The 24,092-nt window shown below is 64.6% G+C and carries 32 protein-coding genes; 2 read left to right on the top strand and 30 right to left on the bottom strand.

Annotated elements, in window-relative coordinates; all coding sequences use genetic code 11:
* Positions 1 to 5 precede the first annotated feature (5 nt).
* The 8 genes from ABWV23_RS19830 to ABWV23_RS19795 form a co-directional block, all read right to left on the bottom strand.
* Positions 6 to 1,082 carry a coiled-coil domain-containing protein gene (locus tag ABWV23_RS19830; RefSeq protein WP_353350946.1) on the bottom strand — a complete coding sequence of 359 codons (1,077 nt, stop codon included), beginning with the start codon at positions 1,080 to 1,082 and terminating at the stop codon, positions 6 to 8.
* A 275-nt stretch (positions 1,083 to 1,357) separates the two neighbouring features.
* Positions 1,358 to 3,037, bottom strand: a complete 1,680-nt coding sequence (locus tag ABWV23_RS19825) for a bifunctional protein tyrosine phosphatase family protein/NAD(P)/FAD-dependent oxidoreductase (protein WP_353350944.1) — start codon at positions 3,035 to 3,037, stop codon at positions 1,358 to 1,360.
* Positions 3,038 to 3,215: 178 nt separating this feature from the next.
* Positions 3,216 to 3,911: an ABC transporter ATP-binding protein gene (locus ABWV23_RS19820; RefSeq protein ID WP_353350942.1), complete on the bottom strand. Its 696-nt coding sequence runs from the start codon at positions 3,909 to 3,911 to the stop codon at positions 3,216 to 3,218.
* On the bottom strand, positions 3,911 to 4,621 hold the full coding sequence (locus ABWV23_RS19815) for an ABC transporter ATP-binding protein (RefSeq protein WP_353350940.1): 711 nt from the start codon (positions 4,619 to 4,621) through the stop codon (positions 3,911 to 3,913). The genes ABWV23_RS19820 and ABWV23_RS19815 overlap by 1 nt, the downstream gene beginning before the upstream one ends.
* A complete protein-coding gene (locus tag ABWV23_RS19810) occupies positions 4,618 to 5,562 on the bottom strand; it encodes a branched-chain amino acid ABC transporter permease (RefSeq protein WP_353350938.1) in 945 nt (314 codons plus the stop codon). Before ABWV23_RS19810 ends, ABWV23_RS19815 begins: the two co-directional genes overlap by 4 nt.
* On the bottom strand, positions 5,559 to 6,485 hold the full coding sequence (locus ABWV23_RS19805; RefSeq protein WP_353350936.1) for a branched-chain amino acid ABC transporter permease: 927 nt from the start codon (positions 6,483 to 6,485) through the stop codon (positions 5,559 to 5,561). Before ABWV23_RS19805 ends, ABWV23_RS19810 begins: the two co-directional genes overlap by 4 nt.
* Positions 6,486 to 6,568: 83 nt before the next feature.
* Positions 6,569 to 7,861 carry an ABC transporter substrate-binding protein gene (locus ABWV23_RS19800; RefSeq protein ID WP_353350934.1) on the bottom strand — a complete coding sequence of 431 codons (1,293 nt, stop codon included), beginning with the start codon at positions 7,859 to 7,861 and terminating at the stop codon, positions 6,569 to 6,571.
* Between the two features lie 115 nt (positions 7,862 to 7,976).
* Positions 7,977 to 9,401: a hypothetical protein gene (locus ABWV23_RS19795; RefSeq protein WP_353350932.1), complete on the bottom strand. Its 1,425-nt coding sequence runs from the start codon at positions 9,399 to 9,401 to the stop codon at positions 7,977 to 7,979.
* Positions 9,402 to 9,540: 139 nt separating this feature from the next.
* On the opposite strand from ABWV23_RS19795, the gene ABWV23_RS19790 reads away from it, so the two are divergent.
* Positions 9,541 to 11,616, top strand: a complete 2,076-nt coding sequence (locus ABWV23_RS19790) for a hydantoinase/oxoprolinase family protein (protein ID WP_353350930.1) — start codon at positions 9,541 to 9,543, stop codon at positions 11,614 to 11,616.
* Positions 11,613 to 13,352 (top strand): hydantoinase B/oxoprolinase family protein, encoded by a 1,740-nt coding sequence (locus tag ABWV23_RS19785; RefSeq protein WP_353350928.1) that lies wholly within the window; start codon positions 11,613 to 11,615, stop codon positions 13,350 to 13,352. Before ABWV23_RS19790 ends, ABWV23_RS19785 begins: the two co-directional genes overlap by 4 nt.
* Before the next feature lie 168 nt (positions 13,353 to 13,520).
* On the opposite strand, the gene rpmD is transcribed toward ABWV23_RS19785, so the two are convergent.
* The 22 genes from rpmD to rpsJ all read right to left on the bottom strand — a co-directional run bounded on the left by rpmD (position 13,521) and on the right by rpsJ (position 23,993).
* Positions 13,521 to 13,709, bottom strand: a complete 189-nt coding sequence (gene rpmD / locus ABWV23_RS19780; protein WP_353350926.1) for a 50S ribosomal protein L30 — start codon at positions 13,707 to 13,709, stop codon at positions 13,521 to 13,523.
* A gap of 3 nt (positions 13,710 to 13,712) precedes the next feature.
* Positions 13,713 to 14,288, bottom strand: coding sequence for a 30S ribosomal protein S5 (gene rpsE, locus ABWV23_RS19775; protein ID WP_353350924.1), 576 nt, complete (start codon positions 14,286 to 14,288; stop codon positions 13,713 to 13,715).
* Positions 14,289 to 14,394: 106 nt separating this feature from the next.
* A complete protein-coding gene (rplR, locus tag ABWV23_RS19770; RefSeq protein ID WP_353350922.1) occupies positions 14,395 to 14,754 on the bottom strand; it encodes a 50S ribosomal protein L18 in 360 nt (119 codons plus the stop codon).
* 11 nt (positions 14,755 to 14,765) lie between these two features.
* On the bottom strand, positions 14,766 to 15,299 hold the full coding sequence (gene rplF / locus ABWV23_RS19765) for a 50S ribosomal protein L6 (RefSeq protein ID WP_353350920.1): 534 nt from the start codon (positions 15,297 to 15,299) through the stop codon (positions 14,766 to 14,768).
* An 11-nt stretch (positions 15,300 to 15,310) separates the two neighbouring features.
* Entirely contained in the window at positions 15,311 to 15,703 is a 393-nt protein-coding gene (gene rpsH / locus ABWV23_RS19760) for a 30S ribosomal protein S8 (protein WP_353350918.1), read from the bottom strand.
* A 12-nt stretch (positions 15,704 to 15,715) separates the two neighbouring features.
* Positions 15,716 to 16,021, bottom strand: a complete 306-nt coding sequence (gene rpsN / locus ABWV23_RS19755; protein WP_353350916.1) for a 30S ribosomal protein S14 — start codon at positions 16,019 to 16,021, stop codon at positions 15,716 to 15,718.
* Between the two features lie 18 nt (positions 16,022 to 16,039).
* Entirely contained in the window at positions 16,040 to 16,603 is a 564-nt protein-coding gene (rplE, locus tag ABWV23_RS19750; protein ID WP_353350914.1) for a 50S ribosomal protein L5, read from the bottom strand.
* On the bottom strand, positions 16,596 to 16,907 hold the full coding sequence (rplX, locus tag ABWV23_RS19745; protein ID WP_353350912.1) for a 50S ribosomal protein L24: 312 nt from the start codon (positions 16,905 to 16,907) through the stop codon (positions 16,596 to 16,598). Before rplX ends, rplE begins: the two co-directional genes overlap by 8 nt.
* 2 nt (positions 16,908 to 16,909) lie before the next feature.
* Positions 16,910 to 17,278 carry a 50S ribosomal protein L14 gene (gene rplN / locus ABWV23_RS19740; protein WP_005621870.1) on the bottom strand — a complete coding sequence of 123 codons (369 nt, stop codon included), beginning with the start codon at positions 17,276 to 17,278 and terminating at the stop codon, positions 16,910 to 16,912.
* A gap of 76 nt (positions 17,279 to 17,354) precedes the next feature.
* Entirely contained in the window at positions 17,355 to 17,585 is a 231-nt protein-coding gene (rpsQ, locus tag ABWV23_RS19735) for a 30S ribosomal protein S17 (protein WP_300244826.1), read from the bottom strand.
* A 12-nt stretch (positions 17,586 to 17,597) separates the two neighbouring features.
* Positions 17,598 to 17,804 (bottom strand): 50S ribosomal protein L29, encoded by a 207-nt coding sequence (rpmC, locus tag ABWV23_RS19730; protein ID WP_353350909.1) that lies wholly within the window; start codon positions 17,802 to 17,804, stop codon positions 17,598 to 17,600.
* 276 nt (positions 17,805 to 18,080) lie between these two features.
* Positions 18,081 to 18,281 carry a hypothetical protein gene (locus tag ABWV23_RS19725; protein ID WP_353350907.1) on the bottom strand — a complete coding sequence of 67 codons (201 nt, stop codon included), beginning with the start codon at positions 18,279 to 18,281 and terminating at the stop codon, positions 18,081 to 18,083.
* Between the two features lie 162 nt (positions 18,282 to 18,443).
* On the bottom strand, positions 18,444 to 19,064 hold the full coding sequence (locus ABWV23_RS19720) for a 2OG-Fe(II) oxygenase family protein (RefSeq protein WP_353350905.1): 621 nt from the start codon (positions 19,062 to 19,064) through the stop codon (positions 18,444 to 18,446).
* Between the two features lie 145 nt (positions 19,065 to 19,209).
* Positions 19,210 to 19,623: a 50S ribosomal protein L16 gene (rplP, locus tag ABWV23_RS19715; RefSeq protein ID WP_300244831.1), complete on the bottom strand. Its 414-nt coding sequence runs from the start codon at positions 19,621 to 19,623 to the stop codon at positions 19,210 to 19,212.
* A 13-nt stretch (positions 19,624 to 19,636) separates the two neighbouring features.
* Positions 19,637 to 20,353, bottom strand: a complete 717-nt coding sequence (gene rpsC, locus ABWV23_RS19710; RefSeq protein WP_353350902.1) for a 30S ribosomal protein S3 — start codon at positions 20,351 to 20,353, stop codon at positions 19,637 to 19,639.
* Positions 20,353 to 20,733: a 50S ribosomal protein L22 gene (gene rplV / locus ABWV23_RS19705; RefSeq protein WP_300244833.1), complete on the bottom strand. Its 381-nt coding sequence runs from the start codon at positions 20,731 to 20,733 to the stop codon at positions 20,353 to 20,355. The genes rpsC and rplV overlap by 1 nt, the downstream gene beginning before the upstream one ends.
* 3 nt (positions 20,734 to 20,736) lie before the next feature.
* Entirely contained in the window at positions 20,737 to 21,015 is a 279-nt protein-coding gene (gene rpsS / locus ABWV23_RS19700) for a 30S ribosomal protein S19 (protein WP_300244834.1), read from the bottom strand.
* A 3-nt stretch (positions 21,016 to 21,018) separates the two neighbouring features.
* Positions 21,019 to 21,861, bottom strand: coding sequence for a 50S ribosomal protein L2 (gene rplB / locus ABWV23_RS19695; protein WP_353350899.1), 843 nt, complete (start codon positions 21,859 to 21,861; stop codon positions 21,019 to 21,021).
* A gap of 164 nt (positions 21,862 to 22,025) precedes the next feature.
* On the bottom strand, positions 22,026 to 22,322 hold the full coding sequence (locus ABWV23_RS19690; RefSeq protein WP_353350897.1) for a 50S ribosomal protein L23: 297 nt from the start codon (positions 22,320 to 22,322) through the stop codon (positions 22,026 to 22,028).
* Positions 22,319 to 22,936, bottom strand: a complete 618-nt coding sequence (rplD, locus tag ABWV23_RS19685; RefSeq protein ID WP_353350895.1) for a 50S ribosomal protein L4 — start codon at positions 22,934 to 22,936, stop codon at positions 22,319 to 22,321. Before rplD ends, ABWV23_RS19690 begins: the two co-directional genes overlap by 4 nt.
* Positions 22,933 to 23,661, bottom strand: a complete 729-nt coding sequence (gene rplC, locus ABWV23_RS19680; RefSeq protein ID WP_353350893.1) for a 50S ribosomal protein L3 — start codon at positions 23,659 to 23,661, stop codon at positions 22,933 to 22,935. Before rplC ends, rplD begins: the two co-directional genes overlap by 4 nt.
* A 17-nt stretch (positions 23,662 to 23,678) precedes the next feature.
* Positions 23,679 to 23,993 carry a 30S ribosomal protein S10 gene (gene rpsJ / locus ABWV23_RS19675; protein WP_008756422.1) on the bottom strand — a complete coding sequence of 105 codons (315 nt, stop codon included), beginning with the start codon at positions 23,991 to 23,993 and terminating at the stop codon, positions 23,679 to 23,681.
* Positions 23,994 to 24,092: the final 99 nt, after the last annotated feature.

Here is a 24,092-nt window from a genome sequence, read left to right as displayed (position 1 = left end):
TGGCCTCACCCGCCATAAAGGTTCTTGTCGTGTTTCTCGACGATGGCGGCAAAGCGGCGGGCAAAGCGTTCGTCCGCCTTGGCCTTCTTCTCCAGCACGTCGCGGGCAAAGACCATGTGTTCCTCGTGGCGCTCCAGCATGTCGGCCATCTTCTGGTTGGTCGCGGTGCCGATCGAGGCCATCGCGGTCTGCGCCTCCTGGTCGGTCTTGACCCCGATCTCGTTGATGCGGTGGGCGATGTCCTGCTGCTGCGCGGTCTTCAGCGATTTCGACAGCGCGTCATAGAGCACCACCCGCTGCTGGGTGTCGGTCTGCAGCTTGTTGATCAGCACCATCTGGGTCGCCGCCTGGTTCTGCAGCGAATCGACCCAGGTCTTGCCCTTCTCGATATAGCGTTCCAGCGTCTGGCTCTTGGCCAGTTGCACCTGCTCGTCCTGCACCAGCGCGTTGTAGCGGGTGTTCAGCTCGGCCAGCTCGGTTTCCAGCCGGGTCCGCGCCGCCGCGTCGGTCTCGACCGAGATCCGGTTCTCCAGTTCGATGATCTTCGGGTCCATCCCGAGGATCTCGGCGCGCGCGGATTCCAGCGCCGCCACCGTCGCATCGCGGTCGTCCAACGTCGAGGCGAGGTTGGTCTCGACCTTGTCCTTCTGCTCCTCCAGCATCTTCAACTGCCCGTCGAGCAATTGCACGATCACGTCCGACTTGGCGATCAGGTCCTGCAACTTGTCGTCGATGCTGGCGCTGCGCATCCGTTCCTGCCGCAGCGCCTCGGAGCGGCCCTTGGAAAAGAAGCCGACGAAACTTTCCCAGCCGGTCTTGTTGCGCAGCTCGTCGAAATCGCGCGAAAACGCCGAGGTCACGTCGTCCAGCCCCATGATCAGCTCGGCGATATTGGCATTCATCACCTCGGTATGGGCGTGCACGTCGTCCAGCGTGGCGGTCTCGATGTCGATGCCGCTCTCCTCGCCCGCGTCGATCCTGCTGCGCGCCGCCTCGATCCGGGCCGTCATCGCCGCGATCTCGGCCTGCGACTTCTCGACCTGCGCCTGGCTGTCACGCAGCATGGTGTCAAAATCCGCCATCGAAAACTCCCTGTTACCGGCCCACCTGGAACATAGGCAATGTTAATAATATTGACATGACCCCGACCGTAAATTCCCCCTGACTGTGTCAAATGCAGCCCCGCTTGGAAAGGGCGCAGCTTCGCGTCCCCTCCCGGCCCGCGCCCCTCATCCCCACCCGCGCCCTGTCATCCCCGCGCAGGCGGGGATCTCCCGACGCGATTGACAGGACCGATGTCCCCAAGAAAAAGACCGCCCCACCGGGGCGGCCTCCAACGTCACGCCAAACTGCGGCCTCACTGCCCGCTGGCGGTGATTTTCTCAGGCTTGGCCATCCATTCCTTGCCGCGCAGCATCGCTTTCCAATAGATCGGCGGCAGCATCTTTTCCTTGAGCAGCCAGGCCGCGCGCGAGGGTTTGGTGCCGTCGATCACCCATTTCGGGAACGACGGTTTCAGCGCCCCGCCATATCCGAACTCGGCCAGCACGATCTTGCCGCGCTCCACCGTCAGCGGGCAGGAACCATAGCCATCGTATTGCGCCACCGGCGATTTCCCGTCGATATCGGCGGCCACGTTCTCGGCCACCACCGGCGCCTGGATGCGCGCCGCCGCCGCCGTCTTGGCGTTGGGCGCGTTCATCACGTCGCCCAGGCTCCAGACGTTGTCGAACGTCTTGTGCCGCAGCGTGGCCTGATCCACGTCGACCCAGCCGGCGGCATCGGCCAGCGGCGAAACCCGGATGAAATCCGGCGCCACCTGCGGCGGGCAGACATGCATCATGTCAAACTCCATCTCGACCGTGGTCGGCTCGGTCTCGGGCGCGGCAACCCGGAAGGTCGCCTTTTTCGCCGGCCCGTCCACCGCGATCAGGTTGTGGAAGAAGTCCAGCCGCGCGCCGTATTTCTCGACATAGCTCTCCAACGCGGGAACGTAATCCTTGACCCCGAACAGCACGCCGCCGGCATTGGCGAAATGGATGTCGATATCCTTCAGCACCCCGCGCCGCGCCCAGGCATCGCCCGACAGGTACATCGCCTTTTGCGGCGCGCCGGCGCATTTGATCGGCATCGGCGGCTGGGTAAAGATCGCCCGCCCCTCCTTGAGGCCCTTCACCAGCTCCCAGGTATAGGGCGCCAGGTCATAGCGATAGTTCGAGGTCACGCCGTTGCGGCCCAGCGTTTCCTCCAGCCCCTCGACCGCGCCCCAGTCAAGCTTCAGCCCCGGGCAGACGATCAGCCGGTCGTATTTCACCACCCGGCAGCCATCGAGCACCACGGCGTTGTCCTTGGGCTCGAACGCCGCCACCGCCGACTTGATCCAATGCACCCCCTTGGGGATCAAGCTGCCCATGGTCTTGGCGGTTTCGTCGGGGGTGAACACGCCGCTGCCCACCATGGTCCAGCCCGGCTGGTAGTAATGGATATCCGCCGGGTCGATCAGCGCGATATCCAGCCCCGGCTTGCGCGCCTTGAGGCTGGAGGCGACCGCGATCCCCCCGGCCCCGGCCCCGACGATAACCACGTCGAACTTGGCATCGCCGGTATCGGTGGGCGTCTTGCCGCCATTGGCGATGCGGCGCGCCACGCCGTTCATGTCATAGCCCGCCTGCTTGGCCAGCGCGAGGATCTCGGGCAGCGGGCGATGCGGCGCCTCGCTCAGCGACCACAGCGTGGTCGAGCGCGTGCCAGTGCGGCAATAGGCCAGCACCGGCCCGGGCAGTTCGGTCAGCGCGGCACCAAAGGCGGTCGCGGTGTCATCGGTCACGATCCCCGGCGTCACCGGAAGAAAGCGGAACTCCAGCCCCTCGGCGGCAGCGGCATCGCGAATTTCCTCGTGCCCGGGCTGGTCGCCTGCCTCGGCATCGGGGCGGTTGCAGATGATTGCGCGGAACCCGGCCGCCTTGAGCGCCGGCAGGTCCGCCGCGACGATCTGCGGGCTGACCGACAGGCCCTCGGTGATCTTCCTGATCTCCATCGTGTCTTCTCTCCTCGCTGGGGTGGCCATCGCCCCGGGCGGACCCGGCCTTGCTCGCACCCCGGATGTCTCGAACGACCACGCCGACTCCTCCCCGGCAACGGCCCTGAGCGCGAAACATATTCAATAAATGAAATTTATTCAAGCCAACAGGCGTGGACCCCGGATCGCCCCGGGTTCAGACGCCCAGATGCCGTTCCATCAGCCCGTGATCCCGGCGCAGCGCCTCGGCCTCCAGCGTCTCAAGGTTGCGGCCATTCTCGATGAAGGCCACCCGGTCGGCCACCGACAACACCGCGTCGACCCGCTGCTCGACCAGCAGGATGCCGACACCCCGGTCGCGCATCACCCCGATCACCTCGCGGATCGCCGCGATCATCGAGGGCTGCAGCCCTTCGGTCGGCTCGTCCAGCAACAGCACGCGCGGCTTCAGGCAGAGCGCGCGGGCGGTGGCCAGCATCTGCTGCTCGCCCCCCGACAGGGTCTGCGCCCGCTGGTCCATGCGTTCCCGCAGCCTCGGGAACAGGTCCAGCGCATCCTCCAGCACCTCGGGCCCGCAGCCCCCCGCGCGCAGCCCGATCTCCAGGTTCTGCGCCACGCTCAGCTCGCCGAACAGCCGCCGCCCCTGCGGGATATAACCGATGCCGCGCCCGGCCACCTTATGCGCCGGCAGCGCGCTGATCTCTTGCCCATCCAGCCGCACCGCGCCCGACATCAACGGCAACAGCCCCATGATCGCCTTCATCGTGGTGGTCTTGCCGGCCCCGTTGCGCCCCAGCAGACACAGAATCTCACCCGGCGCCACGCGCAAAGACAGATCCCGCAGGATCTGCGCCCGGCCATAGCCCGCGTTGATCTTGTCCAGTTCCAGCATCAGCCCGTCCCCAGGTAGGCGGCCTGCACATCCGCGTTGGCATGCATTTCCTGCGGCGTGCCCTCGGCCAGGATCTCGCCAAAGTTCAGCACCGTCACCCGGTCCGCGACCTCCATCACCACGCTCATGTTATGCTCGATCAGCAGGATCGTGGTGGTTGCCGCCAATTCCCGGATCAATGCCTTGAACCCGGCGATCTCGGCATCCGAAAGACCCTGCGTCGGCTCGTCGAGGATCAACAGGCGCGGCGCTTGCACCAACCCCATCGCGATCTCCAGCAGGCGTTGATGCCCATAGCTCAGATCGCCCGCCGCCCGCTCCGGCGCCTCGGTCAGCCCGACCTTGCCCAGCGCCGTCAACACCTCGCGCTCGACGGCCGCCGCGCCCTGCACCCGCCGCCGCGCCGCCAGCGCCACGTTCTCGAACAGGCTGAGTCGCGCGAAAACCGAGGTGATCTGAAAGGTATAGGCCATGCCCAGCCCGATCCGTCCGTGCGCCGGCATCTGCGAGATATCGCGCCCGTCAAAGAACACCTGCCCCGAGGTCGGCGCGATCCGCCCGCACAGCAGGCTGACGAAGGTGGTCTTGCCCGCCCCGTTCGGCCCGATCAGCGCCCGCACCTCGCCCTTGGGCAGGTCGAAATCGACCTCGTGCACCGCCCGCAACCCGGCGAACGACTTGCTCAGCCCGCGTGTCGACAACAGCGTCATGGCAACCACCGCCAGATGCGATCGCGGATCTCGCCCACCAGCCCCTGCGGCGCGAACAGCGTCAGCAGCACCAGCGCCACGCCGGCCACCAGCATGTAGGCACTGGTCACCGCGCTGGACAGGTCGATCAGGTAGAACATGAACAGCGTGCCCACGAACGGGCCCAGCACCGTGCCCGCGCCCCCCAAGAGCACCCAAAGCAGCGGGAAGATCGAATACTGCACCGAGGCGAACGTCGCCCCCACGTAACCGAACAACAGCCCATAGGCCGCCCCCGCCGCCCCGCAGATGGTGCCCGAGATCACCACCGCCGCCAGCTTGTAGCGGAACACGTCGTACCCCAGCATCCGCGCGCGCTCCTCGTTCTCGCGGATCGCGATCAGCACCTTGCCGAAGGGCGCGCGCACCAGCGCCAGCGTGGCCATCAGGCAGACCGCGAACAGCGACAGCGCGGCGAAATAGCGGGCGCCGGGTTGCGACAGGTCGATGCCCCCCAGCATCCGCTGCGCCTGTTGCAGCACCAGCCCCTCGTCCCCGCGCGTATAGGTGCCGAAATACAGGATGGTCAAATAACCCGCCTGCGCGAACATCAGCGTCACGATCATGAAACCGACCCCGGCGGTGCGCAGCGCCAGCAACCCCACCACCAGCGCCACGACAACCGAAACGACCAGCCCCACGACCATGGCCGCCACCGGGCCGGTCCCGCCGTATTGCATCGCCAGCCCCATGCCGTACATGCCGGCGGCAAAGAACAGCGCGTGCCCGAGGCTGAGCAGCCCGGCATAGCCGAACATCACGTTGTAGCCGATCGCGAATGTGGCCAGCACCATGATCCGCGCCAGGTTGCCGTGGTGATAGGCCGGCAGCACGAACTGCAGCGCGAACAGCAACAGCAAAAGCCCGCCATGCAGCGCCAGAACCTTGCCCCGATCGCTCATTTCGCCCCCGTTCCGAACAGGCCCTGCGGCCGGAACACCAGCACCAGCGCCACCAGCAGCGTCGCCAGGATCTTGGCCAGCGTCGGCGAGAAAAACACCGAGATGATGCCGTCGCTCAGCCCGATCAGGATCGCGGCGGCCACCGTGCCGGGCAGGCTGCCCAGCCCGCCGATGATCACCACGATGAAGGACAAGAGCAGCGGATCACCCCCCATCAGGTAATGCGCCTGCTGGATCGGCACGATCAGCACCGCGCCCAGCGCCGCCAGCGCCCCGCCGATGCCAAACACCACGGCATAGACCCGCTCGACCGGGATGCCAAAGGCCAGCGCCATCTCGCGGTCCAGTTGCGTCGCCCGCATCAACAGCCCGATCCGCGTCCGCGCCATCAACAGCCAGACGCCGACCAGCACCGCCGCCGCCGCGCCAATCACGAAGAGCTTGTAACTCGTGGTGCTCAGCCCCCAGGGCCAGTACAATTGAAACCCGTTTTCGCCCCACTCGAACCACGGCAGGGCCAGCCGCGTGTTGAACGGCGGCTCCACCGGCCGCGCCTCCGGGCCATAGGTCATCAGCGTGACCTGCTGCAGGATGTAAAGGATGCCGATGGTGGCCACGATGGTGCGTTCCGGGTCATATTCCACCCGTTTCAGCACCGTCATGTCGGCCAGCGCCGCAAGACCGCCCACCGCCAGCGGCGCGATCACCAGCGCCGCGACAAAGCCCACTGCCGGCGGCCCGCCGACATGGCTCGCCACCCACCAGGCCAGTACCGCGCCCAGCATGAAGAACTCGCCATGGGCGACATTGACCACCCGCATCACGCCAAACACCAGGCTCAGCCCGATGGCGGTCAGCGCAAGGACGGCGGCGGTCACCGCGCCCTCGAGCGAGGCGAGCATCAGATAAGGTCCGAAATCCATCAGTCAGTACGTCCCGGATCCCGCAGATCGGCAGGGCCGCCCGCTCCACAATCCTGTCTTGGCACGGGCAGCCCCCAGTTCGGTCAGAACGACATCTTGGTGTAATCGACCTCGTCGGGATAAAATCCCTCCTCGATCGCCGTGGTGTGCTTCACCAGCAGCTTGCCCTCGACAACCTGGCTGATGTGCTGTTCGCCGAACACCTGGTGCGTCTTGCCGTTGAACAGCTTCGGCCCCTGCGGGTGCTCCTTCGAGAGCGGCATCTCGGTGATCGCCTCGACCGCCTCGATCAGCGCCTGCCGGTCCTGCGGCCCCTGGTAGCCCGCGGCCTCCATCCCGGCCTTGATAAAGTACAGCGTTTCCCAGCAGGCGAACATATGAGCATAGGTCGACACGTCCTTGGGATCGCTCACCGAGGCGCCGTTGGCATCCACACCCACCTGTTCACGATAGAACTTGTCCTCCTCGGTCTGGTTCGGCTGCACATAGCGCGGCATGCCTTCCCAGAAATGCGACCCCTCCAGGAACTCCAGCCCGGGGCTGGCAATATCCACCGCCTCGAGGCTGTCGATGAAGCCGAACATCTCGGGTCCGTTCGGCCCGAAGAACTCGCCCATCTCCTTGACGAATGTCAGAACGGCGGGCCCCACCATCACGTGATAGACCACCTCGGTCTCGCGCGGGATCTTGGGGAAATACTTGGTGAAACTGGTCTCGGTCGGCGGGATCGCCAGCTTGGCCACCACCTCGCCGCCCTGCGCCGCGATCGCCTCCGAGAAGAAGTCGCGGTGATCGTGGCCAAAGGCATAGTCGGGATAGATCATGGTGACCTTTTTCCCGAGGTTCTCCGCCACGAAGGGCGCCATCGCCATCACCTGGCTTTTCACGTCGGTGATGCCGGGCTGCACAGTGTAGCGGTTCAGCGCGCCGGAGGCGAGTTGATGGCCCTCGGAGACGATGAAATAAGGCAGCTTGAGTTCGCCCGCGCGGGGGGCCGACCCCGCCACCACGTGGCTGAACAGCGTGCCAAAGCCCACGTCGCAATTGTGCTGCGTGGCGAATTTCTCGACCACCTCGGCGCCGCGCTTGGGATCGGTGCCATCATCCTCGACCACGATCTCCAGCGGCCGCCCGTTGATGCCGCCCGCCTCGTTGATCAGCCGCGCGGCGGCCTCGGTGGCGCGCCCGTACCAGCGACCATAGGCGGCGCCGATGCCGGTGCGGTGCATCTGGAACCCGACGCGGATCGGCTCCGAAGTCTGCGCCTGCGCATAGCGCGCCCAGAGCGGCAGGCTGGTCGCCGCCGCGCCCGCCGCCAGTGTCTTCAGCGCACCGCGACGCGTCGTTCCGGTCTGTTTCGTGGATGTGTTGGTCATCTCATTTCCCTCGTGTCTTGGAACCCGGACGCCCCATTGTCGACCATTGTCCCTGGCCGTCTGTGGCCTCACTGTGCAAAGGCGCCCGGCTCCTGTCCAGTATTTTGCGGCCCGCTCAGACCCCGCGCGGCGAGGCGAGCAGCCAAAGTCCGAAAAAAGTGTACCCGATCATGAACAAGGCCAGCGGCGCCTGGCTGAGCAGCGCGCGGCGCGCCGAGCCGAACACCCGCAGTGCCACCGCATGCGCCAGCATCACCGCGATCACGTGCCCCAGCACCACCGCGCCGGCCTGGGTCAGCCAGATCCGCCGCATGCTGTCGGTGGTGTTGAAGAACCCGGTGGTGACGTGATGGTCGTGACCGTGGTGATCGTGGCCGGCCTCGAAGGCCATCTCGATCATCGCCCAGAGATACTGCCCCTCGACCAGGAAGGCGGTGTAATAATGCGCCAGGTGATAGCCCAGCGCGATCGGCAGCACCGTCGGCGCGAACAACCGCATCGCCGGCCCCAACCCCAGGGTCGAGCGGTTCAGAGCCAACCCCATCTTGACCGTCACCGCGAACACCGCGATCAACAGCGCATTGGCCGCCAGCAGCCCGGCAAGGTTCTGCGCCACCACCGCCGAGCGACCCGGAAACTCCAGCGGGTTGAGGCCCAGAACGCCCAGCCACCAGAAGGTCTCGTTCACCCCGTCGAAACTGCCGCAGGCCAGCATCATCAGCATGAACACCGCCCAGCCGCCGCCCGGCACCCGCGTGCGCAGCACCCGCCAGCCGCTCAGCCCCAGCCTCAGCCGCCCGCCGCGACGCGCCACCAGGCTCATCCGCGCATAGCTGCGCATCAACAGCGTGAGCCCTTCGCCCCGCCGCAGCCAGCGCGGCCCGAACAGCAGCGCCGCCGCCAGGTTGCCCAGCCAGTAAAGCCCGCCGAACAGCGCCAGCCGCGCCGGATCGGCCGGCGCCGGGTCCGCCATCAGGAAACTCGCGAACCCCAGGAAGGTCACGATTCCTGGCCCATAGCCCAGCCGCGCCAGCAAGGGCAGCACCGGGCGCAGCCCCAACCCGCGCAGCAATGCCGCCGGCCCCGACCACGGGTTGACCCAGCGCCAGATGTCGAACAGCACCCCCTGCACCACCACGAGCGCGATCCAGAACACCGTCCAGACCCCCAGCGTCAGCGGGTTTTCCATCGGATCGCGTTCGCCGGTCATCCCCTGCCAGAGCAGCCAGAGAAACCCCAGCGACGAAAGCAGGCTCGTCACCTGTGGCCCGCGCCCGGTCGGCAGGCGGAACAGGGACAACGGCGCGAAAACCCGCGCCATCGTCCGATCCGGCAACAGCGCCATCAGCACCACGGTCAACGCAACCGCCGCCGCCCCCGCCGCCGTATAGACATCGGTCGGCAACAACAGCACCAGCCCCCCCTCGGTGGCATGGGCCAGCGCCGGACCGGCGCCGCAGGTGGCAAGACCGGCGGCGACAACAGCGGCTCGGGTGACGCGCGCGGCGCGCGCCCGGCATCTCGGAACGGGATCAACCATGGCGCGATACTACCGGCGGTTTCCGCAAAGGAAAGACGGTTTCGCCCCCTTGGCCCTCTGTCGCAACGTTCCACCGGCGTTGACAGCGCCGCCCGCTTGCGACGATCATTTGTCTGCGAACAAGTTTGACGGAGCAGGCATGACAGGCGAATCCTCGGGCGCGGTGGTCGGCGTCGATGTGGGCGGGACCTTCACCGACCTGGTGGAACTGGACCCCGCCACCGGGCGGGTCCGCCTGGCCAAGGTCGCCAGCACGCTGGACAACCAGGCCCACGGTGTGCTGAACGCCCTGCGCGAGGCGGGATGCGACCTCGCCGCGCTGGGGCTGATCGTGCATGGCACCACGACCACCACCAATGCGGTGCTGGAACGCAAGCTGTCGAAAACCGGGCTGATCACCACCCAGGGGTTCCGCGACGTGCTTGAGCTTGGCCGCCGCACCCGGCCGCAACCCTACGGGATGAAGGGGGATTTCACCCCGCTGATCCCGCGCAACCTACGCCTCGAGGTGCCCGAGCGGATGGATGCCTCCGGCGCGGTGCTCACCCCGCTGGACGAATCCGCCCTGCGCGCCGCCGCCGAGGCGCTGCTCGCCGAGGGCTGCGAGGCGCTGGTGATCCACTTCCTGCACGCCTATGCCAACCCCGCGCACGAACAACGCGCCGCCGAGATCCTGCGCGACATCTGGCCCAACGATCACATCACCACCGGCCACGCGCTGCTGTCGGAAAGCCGCGAGTTCGAACGCGGCGTCACCGCCGCCGTCAACGCCTCGGTGCAACCTCTGCTCGACCGTTACATCCGTCGCCTCACCGATCATCTTGCCCGGGATGGTTATGCCGGAGAGGTGCTGGTGATGAACGGCAACGGCGGCATGGTCAGCGCCGCACGCGTGGCGCAAGAGGCGGCGAAAACCGTGATGTCCGGCCCGGCCTCGGGGGTGATGGCCGCCGCCTATACCGGGCGGCGCGCGGGCCATGAAAACCTGATCACCTACGACATGGGCGGCACCTCGACCGATGTCGCGCTGATCCGCGGTGCCGAACCCACCGTCTCGAACGAGATCGAGATCGAATACGCGATGCCGATCCATGTGCCGATGGTCGATGTGCGCACCGTCGGCGCCGGTGGCGGCTCCATCGCGCGGGTCACCCCGGCGGGGTTGTTGGAGGTCGGGCCCGAAAGCGCCGGCGCGATGCCCGGGCCGATCTGCTACGGGCGCGGCGGCACCCGCCCGACGATCTCGGATGCCAACCTGCTGCTGGGCCGGCTTGATCCGGCCGGCCTCAACGCGGTCGAGGGCGGGATTTCCCTGGATCACGTGCGCGATGTCTTTGCCCGCGACCTCGGCGCACCGCTGGGACTGGATGCCACCGGCGCCGCGGCGGCGGTGATCCGCATGGCCAATACCAAGATGGCCGGCGCGATCCGCATGGTCTCGGTCTCGCTCGGCGCCGATCCACGCGACTTCGCCCTGTTCGCCTTCGGTGGCGCCGGGCCGCTGCATGCCACGGCGCTGGCACGCGAACTGTCGATTCCCCGCGTCCTCGTGCCCGCCCGCCCCGGCATCACCAACGCGCTCGGCTGCGTGGTGGCCGACCTGCGCCATGATTTCGTGACCACGATCAACACCCCGCTCGACACGCTCGATCCGGCCCGCCTGCACCGCGTCTTTGCTGAGCAGACCGCCGAGGGCGAGGCGCTGATCGGCAAGGAAAACATCGAGATCCGCAGCATCCGCCGCCTCTACAGCGTCGATATGCAGTTCCAGGGCCAGACCCACCTGTTGCGGGTGCCGCTGAACCGCCCCGACGTCACCGCCGAGACCCTGCAAGAGCTGTTCGAAGAGGCGTATTTCAAACGCTTCCGCGTCGCCCTCTCCGATATCCGCGCCAACCTCGTGAACGCCAACTGTTCGGTCATCGGTGCGCGGGCCGAGATGGACCTCTCGGCGCTGATCGACCCCGCCGACCGCAAACCAAGCCTGGAACAGGCCGTGCTGTCGCGCCGCCCGGTCTGGTTCGCCGCAGGCGACGCGGGCGGCGATTGGCACGACACGCCCGTCTATTGGCGCGACCACCTGCCCGAGGGCTTCACCCTCACCGGCCCCGCCATCGTGCAGCAGATGGATACAACCCTTTTGATCGAACCGGGCGACCGCGCCAGCGGCGACGCCGACGGAAACATCATCGTCGAAATCGGAGGGGACCAATGAGCCTCGATCCCGTCACCCTCTCGGTCATCCAGGCCGGGCTGCAACAGGTCTGCGACGAGATGGACCTCAGCTTTTCCCGCGCCGCCTTCTCGCCGGTAATCGCCGAGGCCAACGACCGCTCCGACGGCATCTATGCCGCCACCGACGGATCGCTGATCGCCCAGGGCGCCGGCGGGTTGCCGGTTTTCGTCGGCACCATGCAGGAGTCCACCCGCATCCTCGTGGAGCGGATCGAACAGGGCCTCACCCCGGCGCCGCAACCGGGCGACATCTATATCGTCAACGACCCCTACCTTGGCGGCACCCACCTGATGGACGTGCGCTTTGCCATGCCGTTCTATCGCGATAACAGACTCTATTGCTGGCTGTCGAACACCGGCCACTGGCCCGACACCGGCGGCGCGGTGCCCGGCGGGTTTTCCGCCTCGGCCACGGCGGTGGAGCAGGAGGGGCTGCGCCTGCCGCCGGTGCGGCTGTTCAAACAGGGCGAGATCGACAGCGAGATCTATGCCATCATCTGTTCCAACATCCGGGTCGCCGATCAGCGTATTGGCGACGTCAAGGCGCAGGCCGCCGCCCTGCTGGTGGGCGAGGCGCGATTGAACGAGTTGATGGATCGCTATGGCGACGAGACCGTCACCGAGGCCATCGAAGAGCTGCGCCGCCGCGCCGCCACCCAGATGCGGGCCTTTGTCGCCGACATCCCCGAGGGCAGCTATTCCGCCACCGCCTGGATCGACAGCGACGGGGTTGTGGATGAACCGCTGAAAATCGCGCTGTGCGTCACCCGCAAGGGCGACAGGCTCCGCTTTGATTTCACCGGCTCCAGCGCGCCCTGTGCCGGGCCGATGAACTCGGTCCGCGCCACCACGCTCAGCGCGGTCTATCTCGCCGTGCGCCATATCTTCCCCGAGGTGCCGATGAGCGCCGGCGCCTTCGAGCCACTCGAGGTGACGGGGATCGAGGGCACCTTCCTTGACGCCCACTACCCGCGCCCGGTCTCGGGCTGCGCGGCCGAGGTGTCGCAACGCATCGCCGAAGCGGTCTTTGCCGCCCTCGTCGCCCCCCTGCCCGACCGCGTCACCGCGGCCCCCGCCGGCACCAGCGGCAACTTTGCCCTCGGCGGGCACGATCCGGCGCGCGGGCGGGATTTCGTGATGTACCAGATTTCCGGCGGCGGCTACGGCGGCAATGCCAGCCACGATGGGCTGTCCAACGGCTGCTCCACCATCGGCATCTCCAAGGCTCCCCCGGTGGAAATCATGGAACAAGCCTTCCCGGTACTCTACCACCGCTATGCCCTGCACGAGGGCTCCGGCGGGCCGGGTCACCATCGCGGCGGCTTCGGCCTCGACTACGAGGTCGAGCTGCGCCGGGGCGAGGCCCGGGCCAGCTTCGTCATGGATCACGGGCGCAGCGGACCACAGGGGGTTCTGGGCGGCGGCGACGGCGCGGTGAACCGGGTCACCGTCTGGCGCGACGGCGTCGCCTATACCCCGCCGCACCTCTCCAAGGATCAGGACATCCCGCTGCACCCCGGCGACCGGGTCCACGTGCGCACCCCGGGCGGCGGCGGTTACGGCGATCCGTTCACCCGCCCGGCCGAGGCGGTGCGTTACGACGTCGAAATGGGCCGCTACACCCCCGAGCAGGCCGCCGAGCTGTTCGGCGTCGCCCTCACCGGCACGCCGCCGGAGGTCGATTCGGCAAAAACCGCGCGGTTACGCGGGGGCTGAAACGCCGCGCGGTGGCGATTGTACAATTCGGCCCGAAAATACCCCGATCCGGCGTTTTGTCGCCCGATTGGCCCGGGGCGAACCGTACAATTCGCCCGCCAAATTCCCCGAAACGCAAAACGCCCCGATCGTGAGACCGGGGCGCTTCGTTTGGATATCGAAAGAGGCTCAGCCGCGCTCTTCGACGATTTCCACCAGATGCGGGATCTTGTTGACCATGCCGCGCACCGAGGGAGTATCCTCAAGCTCGCGGGTCTTGTGCATCTTGTTCAGGCCCAGCCCGATCAGCGTCTGACGCTGTTTGGCGGGGCGGCGGATCGGCGAGCCGATCTGTTTGACAACGATGGTCTTGGCCATGGTTTACGCCTCCTCTGCGACCGGAGCGGACGCCTGCGGCGCCTCGTCCCGCTTGGGCAGGATGTCGGCCACCTTCTTGCCACGACGCTGTGCGACGTTGCGCGGCGACTGCTCTTTCTGCAGGCCGTTCAGGGTGGCGCGGATCATGTTGTAGGGGTTCTGCGAGCCGACCGACTTCGACACCACGTCCTTGATGCCCAGCATCTCGAACACGGCACGCATCGGACCACCGGCGATGATCCCGGTCCCTTCCGGCGCGGTGCGCATGACAACCTTGCCGGCGCCCCAGCGGCCCTGCATGTCGTGGTGCAGGGTCCGGCCCTCGCGCAGCGGCACGCGGATCATGTTGCGCTTGGCGGCCTCGGTGGCCTTGCGGATCGCCTCGGGCACCTCTTTGGCCTTGCCCTTGCCGAAGCCGACGCGGCCCTTCTGGTCGCCCACGACGACAAGCGCGGCAAAGCCGAAACGCTTACCGCCCTTGACGGTTTTCGACACGCGGTTGATCGCGACAAGGCGATCTGCGAATTCGGGGGTCTCGTCGCGGTCGCGACGCCCGCCCCGGTGGGGTTCTCTGGCCATGCTGGCCTCCTTGTTCACCGGCGCCGAAGGCACCGTTCAGACATCAATCCAAGTGGGCGCAACCGCCCCCGGATCATCGAGGCGGCCCCGAAAGGCCGCCTTCACCTTAGAGTTTCAGGCCACCCTCACGGGCGGCATCTGCAAGCGCCTTGACCTTGCCGTGGTAGAGGAACCCACCACGATCGAAATAGGCCTCTTCGACGCCCGCCTTCTTCGCACGCTCGGCAATCGCCACGCCCACCTTGGTGGCGGCTTCGACGTTGTTCTTGCCGACGACGCCCAGATCCTTTTCCAGGGTCGAGGCCGAGGCCAAGGTCACGCCACGAACATCGTCGATCAGCTGCACGCTGATGTTCTTGTTCGAGCGGTGCACGCTCAGGCGCGGACGCCCGGCGTTGACCTTGCGAAGTTTGTTCCGAACGCGCAGGCGGCGCTTCAGAAACAGGGTTCTTTTGCTGTTTGCCATCTGTCCGGTCCTTACTTCTTCTTGCCTTCCTTGCGGAAGATGTACTCACCCTTGTAGCGGATGCCCTTGCCCTTGTAGGGCTCGGGGCGGCGCCATTCGCGGATGTTCGCCGCGACCTGGCCGACCAACTGCTGATCGGTGCCTTCGACAACGATCTCGGTCTGCTTGGGGGCGGTGATGGTGACGCCCTCGGGGGCGACGAAATCCACGTCGTGGCTGAGGCCGAGGTTCAGCTTCAGGGTGTTGCCCTGCATCTGAGCCCGGTAACCAACGCCTTGGATTTCCAGCTCTTTCTTGAAGCCGTCGGTCACCCCGGTCACCAGGTTGGCAATCTGGGTGCGGGACATTCCCCACTGCTGACGGGCACGCTTGGACTTGCCGCGCGGCTCGATCTTGACCAGGTTGTCCTCGACGGTGATGGTGACGTCGTCGGTCGCGTTGAAGCTGCGGGTGCCTTTCGGCCCCTTCACTTCGACGGTCTGGCCCGACACGCTGGCGCTGACGCCGCTGGGCAGTTCAACCGGCCGTTTTCCAATACGAGACATGTCTGACCTCCTTAGAATACGGTGCAGAGCACTTCGCCGCCGACATTGGCGGTTCGTGCGTTTGCATCCGACATCACACCCTTGGGGGTGGAGACAATCGACACGCCCAGGCCCTGACGGACCTGCGGGATGTCCTTGACGCCCATGTAGACGCGGCGGCCGGGGGTCGAAACCCGCTTGACCTCGCGAATGACAGGTTCGCCTTCGAAGTACTTCAGGCTGATTTCCAGCGCCGGGTGACCGTTTGCGCCAGTCACCTTTTCATAGCCACGGATATAGCCTTCGTCCGCCAGCACATCGAGCACCCAGGCCCGAAGCTTGGACGCCGGGGTGATCACGGTGCTTTTGCCGCGCATCTGCGAGTTGCGGATACGGGTGAGCATATCGCCGATAGGATCGTTCATATCATGCCCTCCTTACCAGCTCGACTTCACCATGCCGGGGATCTGGCCGTTCGAGCCAAGATCCCGCAGGGCGATCCGCGAGACTTTCAGTTTGCGGTAGTAGGCGTGGGGACGCCCGGTGAGCTGGCAGCGGTTGTGCAGCCGGGTTGCCGAGCTGTTGCGCGGCAGTTTCGCCAGTTTCAGACGCGCCTTGAAGCGCTCTTCCATCGGGCGGCTTTCGTCATTCGCGATCTCTTTCAGCGCGGCCCGCTTTTCGGCGTATTTCGCCACCAGCTTCTCGCGCTTCTTCTCGCGTTCGATCATGCTTTTCTTAGCCATGTCTGTTCCTTCCCGCGATCAGCTGTTGAAGGGCATGTTGAAGTGCTTCAACAGCGCCTTGGCTTCAGCGTCGGTGTTCGCTGTGGTGGCGATGATGATGTCCATCCCCCAGGTCTCGTCGACCTTGTCGAAGTCGATTTCCGGGAACACGATGTGTTCCTTCAGGCCCATGGCATAGTTGCCACGGCCATCGAACGACTTGCCAGGGACACCACGGAAGTCGCGGATGCGGGGCATCGCGATGGTGATCAGACGATCGAGGAATTCATACATCCGCGCACCGCGCAGGGTGACCTTGGCCCCCATCGGCATGTCTTCGCGAACGCGGAAGCCGGCGATGGATTTCTTGGCGCGGGTCACGACAGCCTGTTGACCGGCGATGGCGCTCAGGTCTTCCTGGGCCGACTTCGCCTTCTTGCTGTCCTTCACCGCCTCGGCACCACAGCCGATGTTCAGGACGATCTTGTCCAGACGCGGGATCTGCATGTCGTTCTTGTACCCGAACTCTTCTTTCAGAGCGGCCCGGATCGTTTCGACATACTGCGCCTTGAGGCGCGGCGTGTAGGTTGCGGAATCAAGCATCGATCACGTCCCCCGTGGTCTTGGCGAAACGCACCTTCTTGTCGCCATCCATGCGGAAGCCGACGCGGGTCGCTTTGCCGTTCTTGTCCAGAAACGCCAGGTTGCTCAGATCGACCGGCACAGCCTTGGGAAGACGGCCGCCCTGGCTGGACTGGCTTTGACGGGTGTGGCGGATCGCCATGTTGATGCCGTCGACAACAGCTTTGCCGGCCTTGGGGTCAACAGAGGTGATGGTCCCCTCCTTGCCCTTGTCCTTGCCGGTCAGCACGACGACCTTGTCGCCTTTGCGGAGTTTTGCAGCCATGGTTACAGCACCTCCGGAGCGAGCGAGATGATCTTCATGAAGTTCTTTGCGCGCAACTCGCGAACCACCGGCCCGAAGATACGGGTGCCGACAGGCTCGTTGTTGTTGTTGAGGATGACGGCAGCGTTGCGATCGAAGCGGATCGCGGTGCCGTCCTCACGGCGGACTTCCTTGGCGGTGCGCACGACGACGGCCTTGCGGACGTCCCCTTTCTTTACGCGGCCGCGCGGGATGGCTTCCTTCACGGATACGACGATGATGTCACCCACCGACGCGTATTTCCGCTTGGAACCACCCAGGACCTTGATGCACTGAACCCGGCGAGCACCGGAGTTGTCAGCAACATCCAGATTGGTCTGCATCTGGATCATGTGGTTTCTCCCGACCTTTGGGGGTTGTTTCTTTTCTACCCCCCAGGGTTTCGTTCAAACCGAAAGGTCTGCAGGCTTACGCCTCCAGAACCTCCCAGCGTTTCGTTTTCGACTTCGGCGCGCATTCGACGATTCGCACGCTGTCGCCCACCTTGTAGGTGTTGTTCTCATCGTGAGCCCGGTACTTCTTGGACTTACGGATGGTCTTCTTGAGGACCGGATGCGTGAAACGGCGCTCCACGGAAACGGTCACGGTCTGTGCGTTGGCGTCGCTGGTCACGGTGCCGGAAAGGATACGTTTGGGCATCTGTCAGGCTCCTTATGCGTCGCCGGCTGCGGCAGCAGCTTTTTCGTTCAGGATGGTCTTCACGCGGGCCGCGTTGCGGCGTGCCGCCTTGATGCCCGAGGTGTTTTCCAGCTGTCCGGTGGCCTGTTGAAAGCGGAGGTTGAAGCTTTCTTTCTTCAGGCTGGCCAGTTCCTCGCGAAGCTGGTCCGGCGTCTTGTCACGCAGTTCTTTGGCGTTCATCGCCTTTTCCTTTTCTCAAAACACCAGAAGGCCCCTTTTTACGGGTCACCTTCGACCTGGTGGATGAATTGCAAACACACGAAGCCCGTCGCAACGGGAATCCGTGAGATGCCGCTCTATAAGGGAGGGGCCATGAGAGGGCAAGGGAAAGTTTGGCCCCTGCAAAAACCCTCAGGGTCGCTTTGAGCCATGATCTTCGGACGGGCAATCTACGATGCTATTCGGCCCTATCGCCCGGCACGCGGTAATCCGCTGCGACGACAGGGATTTTGCCGGTCAGGGATCCTTGGAATCGCCCGGAGCCTCCCCGTTCGGGGGAACCGGTCCGTTCGCTTTTTCCGTATCATCCACAGGATCGGGGATTTCGCCATTCTCGTCCAGGTCATCTCCGGCATAATCCGTTTCATCGCCCAAGACCCGAAAGATCGCGGCGACCCCGACAATTCCGACCAAGCCGAACAACAGAATGGGGACCATTTCGTATTACCGTTGTAATTTGAAACCACAATACAACCATAGCGGTAATAGCGTTGAATTTCAACCCTTTAATTAATTTAGACTAGTTAATACCTGGCCTGTACACACGCCAAAACGGGGGAAGCATTCCCGAAAAACGCCTTCCGCCAAAAAAAACCGCGCTTATCCCCAGCCAAAATTGAAACTGACGCTGATGCGGTCCTTTTCCGACATGTTCATCGGCACCTCGTGGCGCAGCCAGCTTTCCCACAACAGGACCTCACCCACCTCGGGCGCAACATAGACAAACGGTTGCAGGCCACGCCTTGCGTCTTTCCGACGGGGCGGCGCCGCCATCATTCGAGACGAGCGGGGGTCTTCCAGTTTCAGCGCGCTGGCGCCTTCCGGCATCGCCACATAGGTCGTACCGCTGATCACGCTGTGTGGATGGATATGCGAGGAATGCGTGCCGCCCTCGGGCAGGATGTTGATCCAGAGGTCCTCCAACCGCAGCGGTTTTCCGTCCAGGTCAAAGTCGAGTTCCTCGGCAAAGGCCGCAACATGGGCGTCGAGGGACTTAACGAGGTCGGCAAAGATCGGAAACCGCCAGGGCAGGTCGGTCAGCGAGGCGTAGGAGGTGTAGCCGGGATATCCGTTCTCGGCGCACCACGCCTGCCCGGCCTCGTCATCCTCGGCGATCGACCAGCAGGACGCCTCAAGTTCGGCGGGATCAACAGCCGGCCCGTGCGTGGCGAGCGCGGAACGGTAAAGGCGGGTGACGAAAAGCGACTCGATTTGGGCCATGACACCCTCATAACCTGCATCGGCGTCCAAGGCGAGGTCTGGAATGCCTGACCTTACTGCCATTCCGCCAGATTATAGCAGAACACGAAAAGCCCCCGCCGATGGCTCGGCGGGGGCATGTTGTCCTTGCGTCGACCGGTCGGTCTTACCAGTCTTCGCGTACCACGATGCGGGTCTTGATCGGCAGTTTCATGGCTGCGAGGCGCAGGGCCTCTTTCGCGGTCTCATCGTCGACACCGTCGATCTCGAACATCACCCGGCCGGGCTTGACCTTGGCGGCCCAGTAATCGACCGAACCTTTACCTTTACCCATCCGAACCTCGGTGGGCTTGGAGGTCACCGGCGTGTCCGGGAAGATCCGGATCCAGACGCGACCCTGACGCTTCATGTGGCGCGTCATGGCACGGCGAGCGGCTTCGATCTGACGCGCGGTCACACGCTCGGGCTGAAGGGCCTTGAGGCCGTAATGACCGAAGGTCAGATCGCTACCGCCTTTTGCGAGGCCCTTGATACGGCCTTTGTGCATCTTGCGGAATTTCGTACGCTTTGGCTGAAGCATATCCTGCTACTCCTTATCGGTCGCGGCGGCCGCCACCGGCACCACGTGGCGCCGGGCCGTCCTGCAACTCTTGTGCCTTCCGATCACGCGCCGACGGGTCATGCTCCATGATCTCGCCTTTGAAGATCCAGACCTTGATCCCGATGATCCCATAGGGGGTCATGGCTTCGGAATGCGCATAATCGATGTCGGCCCGCAGGGTATGCAGGGGCACGCGGCCCTCGCGGTACCATTCGGTCCGGGCGATCTCGGCGCCGCCAAGGCGACCGGCGACGTTCACCCGAATGCCCAGGGCGCCCATACGCATGGCGTTCTGGACGGCCCGCTTCATTGCGCGGCGGAACGAAACCCGGCGCTCAAGCTGCTGGGCGATGTTCTCGCCGACCAACTGGGCGTCAAGCTCGGGCTTGCGCACTTCGACGATGTTCAGGTGCAATTCGCTGTCGGTCATGTTCGCCAGCTTCTTGCGCAGAACCTCGATGTCAGCGCCCTTCTTGCCGATGATCACGCCCGGACGTGCGGTGTGGATCGTCACCCGGCACTTCTTGTGCGGGCGTTCGATGATCACGCGGGCCACGCCGGCCTGCTTGCACTCGTCCTTGATGAAATCGCGGATCTTGATGTCTTCAAGCAGAAGATCACCGTAATCCTTGGTATCGGCGTACCAGCGGCTGTCCCAGGTGCGGTTGACCTGGAGGCGCATGCCGACCGGATTGACTTTATGTCCCATTAGGCTTGCTCCTCGACTTGACGCACCTTGATGGTGAGTTCCGAAAACGGCTTGCGCAGCGCGCCGAACCGGCCCCGGGCCCGCGGGCGACCGCGTTTCAGCACCAGGTTCTTACCGACGTAGGCCTCGGCCACGATCAGCTCGTCCACATCCAGGTTGTGGTTGTTCTCGGCATTCGCGATCGCGGACTGAAGGCATTTCTTCACGTCCTCTGCGATGCGCTTGTTCGAGAAGGTCAGGTCGGTCAACGCCTTGTCAACCTTCTTGCCACGGATCATCGCCGCAACCAGGTTCAGTTTCTGCGGGCTGGTGCGAAGCATGCGGGTTTTCGCCATTGCTTCGTTGTCTGCCACGCGGCGGGGGTTCTTTTCCTTGCCCATGACTTACTTCCGCTTCGCTTTCTTGTCGGCGGCATGGCCATAATAGGTCCGGGTCGGCGAATACTCACCGAACTTCTGACCGATCATGTCTTCCGAGACGTTGACGGGGATATGTTTATGGCCGTTGTACACACCAAAGGTCAGCCCGACGAACTGGGGCAGAATGGTGGACCGACGGGACCAGATCTTGATGACTTCGCTGCGCCCGCTTTCGCGTGCCGCTTCGGCCTTTTTCAGGACGTAAGCGTCAACGAAGGGGCCTTTCCAAACAGAGCGTGCCATGTGTTAGCGCCCTTTCCTGCGTGCGTGCCGCGAGCGGATGATCAGCTTGCTGGACGCCTTGTTCTTGTTGCGGGTACGCGCACCCTTGGTCGGCTTGCCCCAGGGGGTCACCGGGTGACGGCCGCCCGAAGTCCGACCTTCACCACCGCCATGGGGGTGATCGATCGGGTTCATCACGACACCACGAACCGACGGGCGCTTGCCCTTGTGGCGCATGCGCCCGGCCTTGCCGTAGTTCTGGTTGCTGTTGTCGGGGTTCGACACGGCACCGACGGTGGCCATGCATTCCTGACGCACCAGGCGCAGTTCGCCCGAGCTCAGCCGGATCTGGGCGTAGCCGCCATCACGACCCACGAACTGGGCATAGGTGCCGGCGGCACGCGCGATCTGACCACCCTTGCCGGGCTTCATCTCGATGTTGTGCACGATGGTACCGATCGGCATCCCCGAGAACGGCATCGCGTTGCCCGGTTTGATGTCGGCCTTGGCCGAGGCGATCACCTGGTCGCCGACCGCCAGACGCTGCGGCGCCAGGATATAGGCCTGTTCGCCGTCGCTGTACTTGATCAGCGCGATGAATGCGGTCCGGTTCGGGTCGTACTCGATCCGTTCGACGGTGGCCGCCGCATCGAATTTGTTCCGTTTGAAGTCAACGATCCGGTAGAGGCGTTTCGCCCCGCCGCCACGACGACGCGAGGTAATCCGTCCGGTGTTGTTGCGGCCGCCCGACTTGGTCAAACCCTCGGTAAGGGATTTGACCGGACGTCCTTTCCACAGCTCCGAACGGTCGATCAGCACCAGCCCGCGCTGGCCCGGCGTCGTCGGCTTATACGACTTGAGTGCCATGCTTTCTGTCTTCCGTTTAGCGTGCGAAGCCTTAGGTTGTTGTCTTTGGCTTCGCTATGTTGAAGGCCCCCGTAGGTGCCTGGTTCATAGGGCCCCGAAGGTCCCCGGTTAAAATGGCGCAGGCCCCGGGCGTACCGGGGCCAGACCAGATTCGTGGCTGACTATCAGAGTCCGGTGGACACGTCGATAGTGTTTCCCTCTTCGAGGGTCACATAGGCCTTTTTCACGTCTTTCCGCTTGCCGATCTGGCCGCGGAACCGCTTGACCTTGCCCTTGGTGATGGTGGTGTTTACCGCCTTCACCTTGACCCCGAACAACGCCTCGACCGCTTCCTTGATCTGCGGCTTGTTGCTGTCGATCGACACTTCAAAGACCACGGCGCCATTCTCGGATGCCATGGTGGCCTTTTCGGTGATGACCGGCTTGCGGATCACGTCGTAGTGTTCTGCCTTCGCGCTCATTTCAGACGAGCCTCCAGTGCTTCGACACCCGCCTTGGTGATCACCAGGGTGTCACGCTTGAGGATGTCATAAACGTTTGCGCCCATCGACGGCAGAACGTCCAGCCCTTCGATGTTGCGGGCGGCCTTGGCAAAGCCTTCGTTCACGGCGGCGCCGTCGATGATCAGGGCGCGCTTCCAGCCCAGGTTCTTGACCTGCTTGGCCAGCACCCCGGTCTTGCCTTCGGACTCGGCCGTGTCGATCACGACCAGTTCGCCCGCTTTCGCCTTGGCACTCAGCGCGTGGCGCAGGCCCAGCTTGCGGAACTTCTTCGGCAGCTCGTGGCCGTGGCTACGCGGGGTCGGCCCCTTGTAGATACCACCCTTGCGGAAGATCGGCGCGTTGCGGTCACCGTGGCGTGCGCCGCCGGTGCCCTTCTGGCGATAGATCTTCTTGGTCGAGTAGCTGGTTTCCGAGCGGGTCTTGACCTTGTGGGTGCCGGCCTGCGCGTTGTTGCGCTGCCAGCGGACCACGCGGTGCAGGATGTCGGCGCGCGGCTCCAGACCGAACAGGTCTTCGGAGAGCTCGATGTCGCCGGCCTTGCCGCCGTCCAGTTTGATCACGTCAAGTTTCATGCTTCACCCCCTTCCGCGGGTGCTTCGGCGGGTGCCTCGGCTGCCGCGGCCGCGGTTTTCAGGGCCGCCGGGAACGGAACGCCGTCCGGCAGTTTCTTCTTCACGGCGTCCTTGACGGTGACCCAGCCCGATTTCGGGCCCGGAACCGCGCCCTTGATGAAGACCAGGCCGCGCTCGGCGTCGGTTTTCACCACTTCGAGGTTCTGGGTGGTCACGCGGGCGGCGCCCATGTGGCCGGCCATCTTCTTGCCTTTGAAGACCTTGCCGGGATCCTGACACTGACCGGTGGAGCCGTGCGAACGGTGCGAGATCGACACACCGTGGGTGGCGCGCAGGCCGCCGAAGTTGTGCCGTTTCATGGCACCGGCAAAACCCTTACCAATCGAGGTGCCCGATACGTCGACCTTCTGCCCCTCGAGGAAGTGGGCGGCCGAGATCTCGGCGCCGACTTCGATCAGGTTGTCGGCGGAAACGCGGAATTCGGCCACCTTGCGCTTGGGCTCGACCTTGGAGGCGGCGAAATGGCCGCGCATGGCCTTGCTCACGCGCTTCACCTTGGGCGAACCGGCGCCGAGTTGAACGGCGGTATAGCCATCCTTGTCGGCGGTGCGTTGGGCGACAACCTGGAGGTTTTCCAGTTGCAGAACGGTGACGGGGATCTGACGCCCGTCGTCCATGAACAGCCGGGTCATGCCGACTTTCTTTGCGATAATTCCAGAGCGCATGTGTTTACCCTCCGTCCTTACGACTGCAACTTGATCTCGACGTCCACGCCAGCGGCGAGGTCGAGCTTCATCAGCGCGTCCACGGTCTGGGGGGTCGGATCAACGATGTCCAGGAGCCGCTTGTGGGTGCGGATCTCGAACTGGTCACGGGATTTCTTGTCGACGTGGGGGCCACGCAGAACGGTGAATTTCTCGATCTTGTTCGGCAGCGGGATCGGGCCGCGCACGTTGGCGCCGGTCCGCTTGGCGGTATTGACGATTTCCTGGGTGCTGGCGTCCAGCACGCGGTAGTCAAACGCCTTCAGCCGAATACGGATGTTTTGGCTTTGCATTGTTGTCGCCCTTTCAGGCTTTGGAGTTGATAGGAGGGCCGCCGGCTCACCCGGCGGCCCTCGTCGAACCCGAGTAGGTATTACTCGATGATCTTGGAC

The organism is Aquicoccus sp. SU-CL01552 (assembly GCF_040365005.1).
Lineage (GTDB): Bacteria > Pseudomonadota > Alphaproteobacteria > Rhodobacterales > Rhodobacteraceae > Antarcticimicrobium.
This window is presented reverse-complemented; position numbering and strand designations above follow the sequence as displayed.

What these genes read in the sequence shown, in the direction of transcription:
- ABWV23_RS19830 (WP_353350946.1), bottom strand. Translation starts at nt 1,082, where the DNA reads ATGGCGGATTTTGACACCATGCTGCGTGACAGCCAGGCGCAGGTCGAG.
- ABWV23_RS19825 (WP_353350944.1), bottom strand. Translation starts at nt 3,037, where the DNA reads ATGGAGATCAGGAAGATCACCGAGGGCCTGTCGGTCAGCCCGCAGATC.
- ABWV23_RS19820 (WP_353350942.1), bottom strand. Translation starts at nt 3,911, where the DNA reads ATGCTGGAACTGGACAAGATCAACGCGGGCTATGGCCGGGCGCAGATC.
- ABWV23_RS19815 (WP_353350940.1), bottom strand. Translation starts at nt 4,621, where the DNA reads ATGACGCTGTTGTCGACACGCGGGCTGAGCAAGTCGTTCGCCGGGTTG.
- ABWV23_RS19810 (WP_353350938.1), bottom strand. Translation starts at nt 5,562, where the DNA reads ATGAGCGATCGGGGCAAGGTTCTGGCGCTGCATGGCGGGCTTTTGCTG.
- ABWV23_RS19805 (WP_353350936.1), bottom strand. Translation starts at nt 6,485, where the DNA reads ATGGATTTCGGACCTTATCTGATGCTCGCCTCGCTCGAGGGCGCGGTG.
- ABWV23_RS19800 (WP_353350934.1), bottom strand. Translation starts at nt 7,861, where the DNA reads ATGACCAACACATCCACGAAACAGACCGGAACGACGCGTCGCGGTGCG.
- ABWV23_RS19795 (WP_353350932.1), bottom strand. Translation starts at nt 9,401, where the DNA reads ATGGTTGATCCCGTTCCGAGATGCCGGGCGCGCGCCGCGCGCGTCACC.
- ABWV23_RS19790 (WP_353350930.1), top strand. Translation starts at nt 9,541, where the DNA reads ATGACAGGCGAATCCTCGGGCGCGGTGGTCGGCGTCGATGTGGGCGGG.
- ABWV23_RS19785 (WP_353350928.1), top strand. Translation starts at nt 11,613, where the DNA reads ATGAGCCTCGATCCCGTCACCCTCTCGGTCATCCAGGCCGGGCTGCAA.
- rpmD (WP_353350926.1), bottom strand. Translation starts at nt 13,709, where the DNA reads ATGGCCAAGACCATCGTTGTCAAACAGATCGGCTCGCCGATCCGCCGC.
- rpsE (WP_353350924.1), bottom strand. Translation starts at nt 14,288, where the DNA reads ATGGCCAGAGAACCCCACCGGGGCGGGCGTCGCGACCGCGACGAGACC.
- rplR (WP_353350922.1), bottom strand. Translation starts at nt 14,754, where the DNA reads ATGGCAAACAGCAAAAGAACCCTGTTTCTGAAGCGCCGCCTGCGCGTT.
- rplF (WP_353350920.1), bottom strand. Translation starts at nt 15,299, where the DNA reads ATGTCTCGTATTGGAAAACGGCCGGTTGAACTGCCCAGCGGCGTCAGC.
- rpsH (WP_353350918.1), bottom strand. Translation starts at nt 15,703, where the DNA reads ATGAACGATCCTATCGGCGATATGCTCACCCGTATCCGCAACTCGCAG.
- rpsN (WP_353350916.1), bottom strand. Translation starts at nt 16,021, where the DNA reads ATGGCTAAGAAAAGCATGATCGAACGCGAGAAGAAGCGCGAGAAGCTG.
- rplE (WP_353350914.1), bottom strand. Translation starts at nt 16,603, where the DNA reads ATGCTTGATTCCGCAACCTACACGCCGCGCCTCAAGGCGCAGTATGTC.
- rplX (WP_353350912.1), bottom strand. Translation starts at nt 16,907, where the DNA reads ATGGCTGCAAAACTCCGCAAAGGCGACAAGGTCGTCGTGCTGACCGGC.
- rplN (WP_005621870.1), bottom strand. Translation starts at nt 17,278, where the DNA reads ATGATCCAGATGCAGACCAATCTGGATGTTGCTGACAACTCCGGTGCT.
- rpsQ (WP_300244826.1), bottom strand. Translation starts at nt 17,585, where the DNA reads ATGCCCAAACGTATCCTTTCCGGCACCGTGACCAGCGACGCCAACGCA.
- rpmC (WP_353350909.1), bottom strand. Translation starts at nt 17,804, where the DNA reads ATGAACGCCAAAGAACTGCGTGACAAGACGCCGGACCAGCTTCGCGAG.
- ABWV23_RS19725 (WP_353350907.1), bottom strand. Translation starts at nt 18,281, where the DNA reads ATGGTCCCCATTCTGTTGTTCGGCTTGGTCGGAATTGTCGGGGTCGCC.
- ABWV23_RS19720 (WP_353350905.1), bottom strand. Translation starts at nt 19,064, where the DNA reads ATGGCCCAAATCGAGTCGCTTTTCGTCACCCGCCTTTACCGTTCCGCG.
- rplP (WP_300244831.1), bottom strand. Translation starts at nt 19,623, where the DNA reads ATGCTTCAGCCAAAGCGTACGAAATTCCGCAAGATGCACAAAGGCCGT.
- rpsC (WP_353350902.1), bottom strand. Translation starts at nt 20,353, where the DNA reads ATGGGACATAAAGTCAATCCGGTCGGCATGCGCCTCCAGGTCAACCGC.
- rplV (WP_300244833.1), bottom strand. Translation starts at nt 20,733, where the DNA reads ATGGGCAAGGAAAAGAACCCCCGCCGCGTGGCAGACAACGAAGCAATG.
- rpsS (WP_300244834.1), bottom strand. Translation starts at nt 21,015, where the DNA reads ATGGCACGCTCTGTTTGGAAAGGCCCCTTCGTTGACGCTTACGTCCTG.
- rplB (WP_353350899.1), bottom strand. Translation starts at nt 21,861, where the DNA reads ATGGCACTCAAGTCGTATAAGCCGACGACGCCGGGCCAGCGCGGGCTG.
- ABWV23_RS19690 (WP_353350897.1), bottom strand. Translation starts at nt 22,322, where the DNA reads ATGAGCGCGAAGGCAGAACACTACGACGTGATCCGCAAGCCGGTCATC.
- rplD (WP_353350895.1), bottom strand. Translation starts at nt 22,936, where the DNA reads ATGAAACTTGACGTGATCAAACTGGACGGCGGCAAGGCCGGCGACATC.
- rplC (WP_353350893.1), bottom strand. Translation starts at nt 23,661, where the DNA reads ATGCGCTCTGGAATTATCGCAAAGAAAGTCGGCATGACCCGGCTGTTC.
- rpsJ (WP_008756422.1), bottom strand. Translation starts at nt 23,993, where the DNA reads ATGCAAAGCCAAAACATCCGTATTCGGCTGAAGGCGTTTGACTACCGC.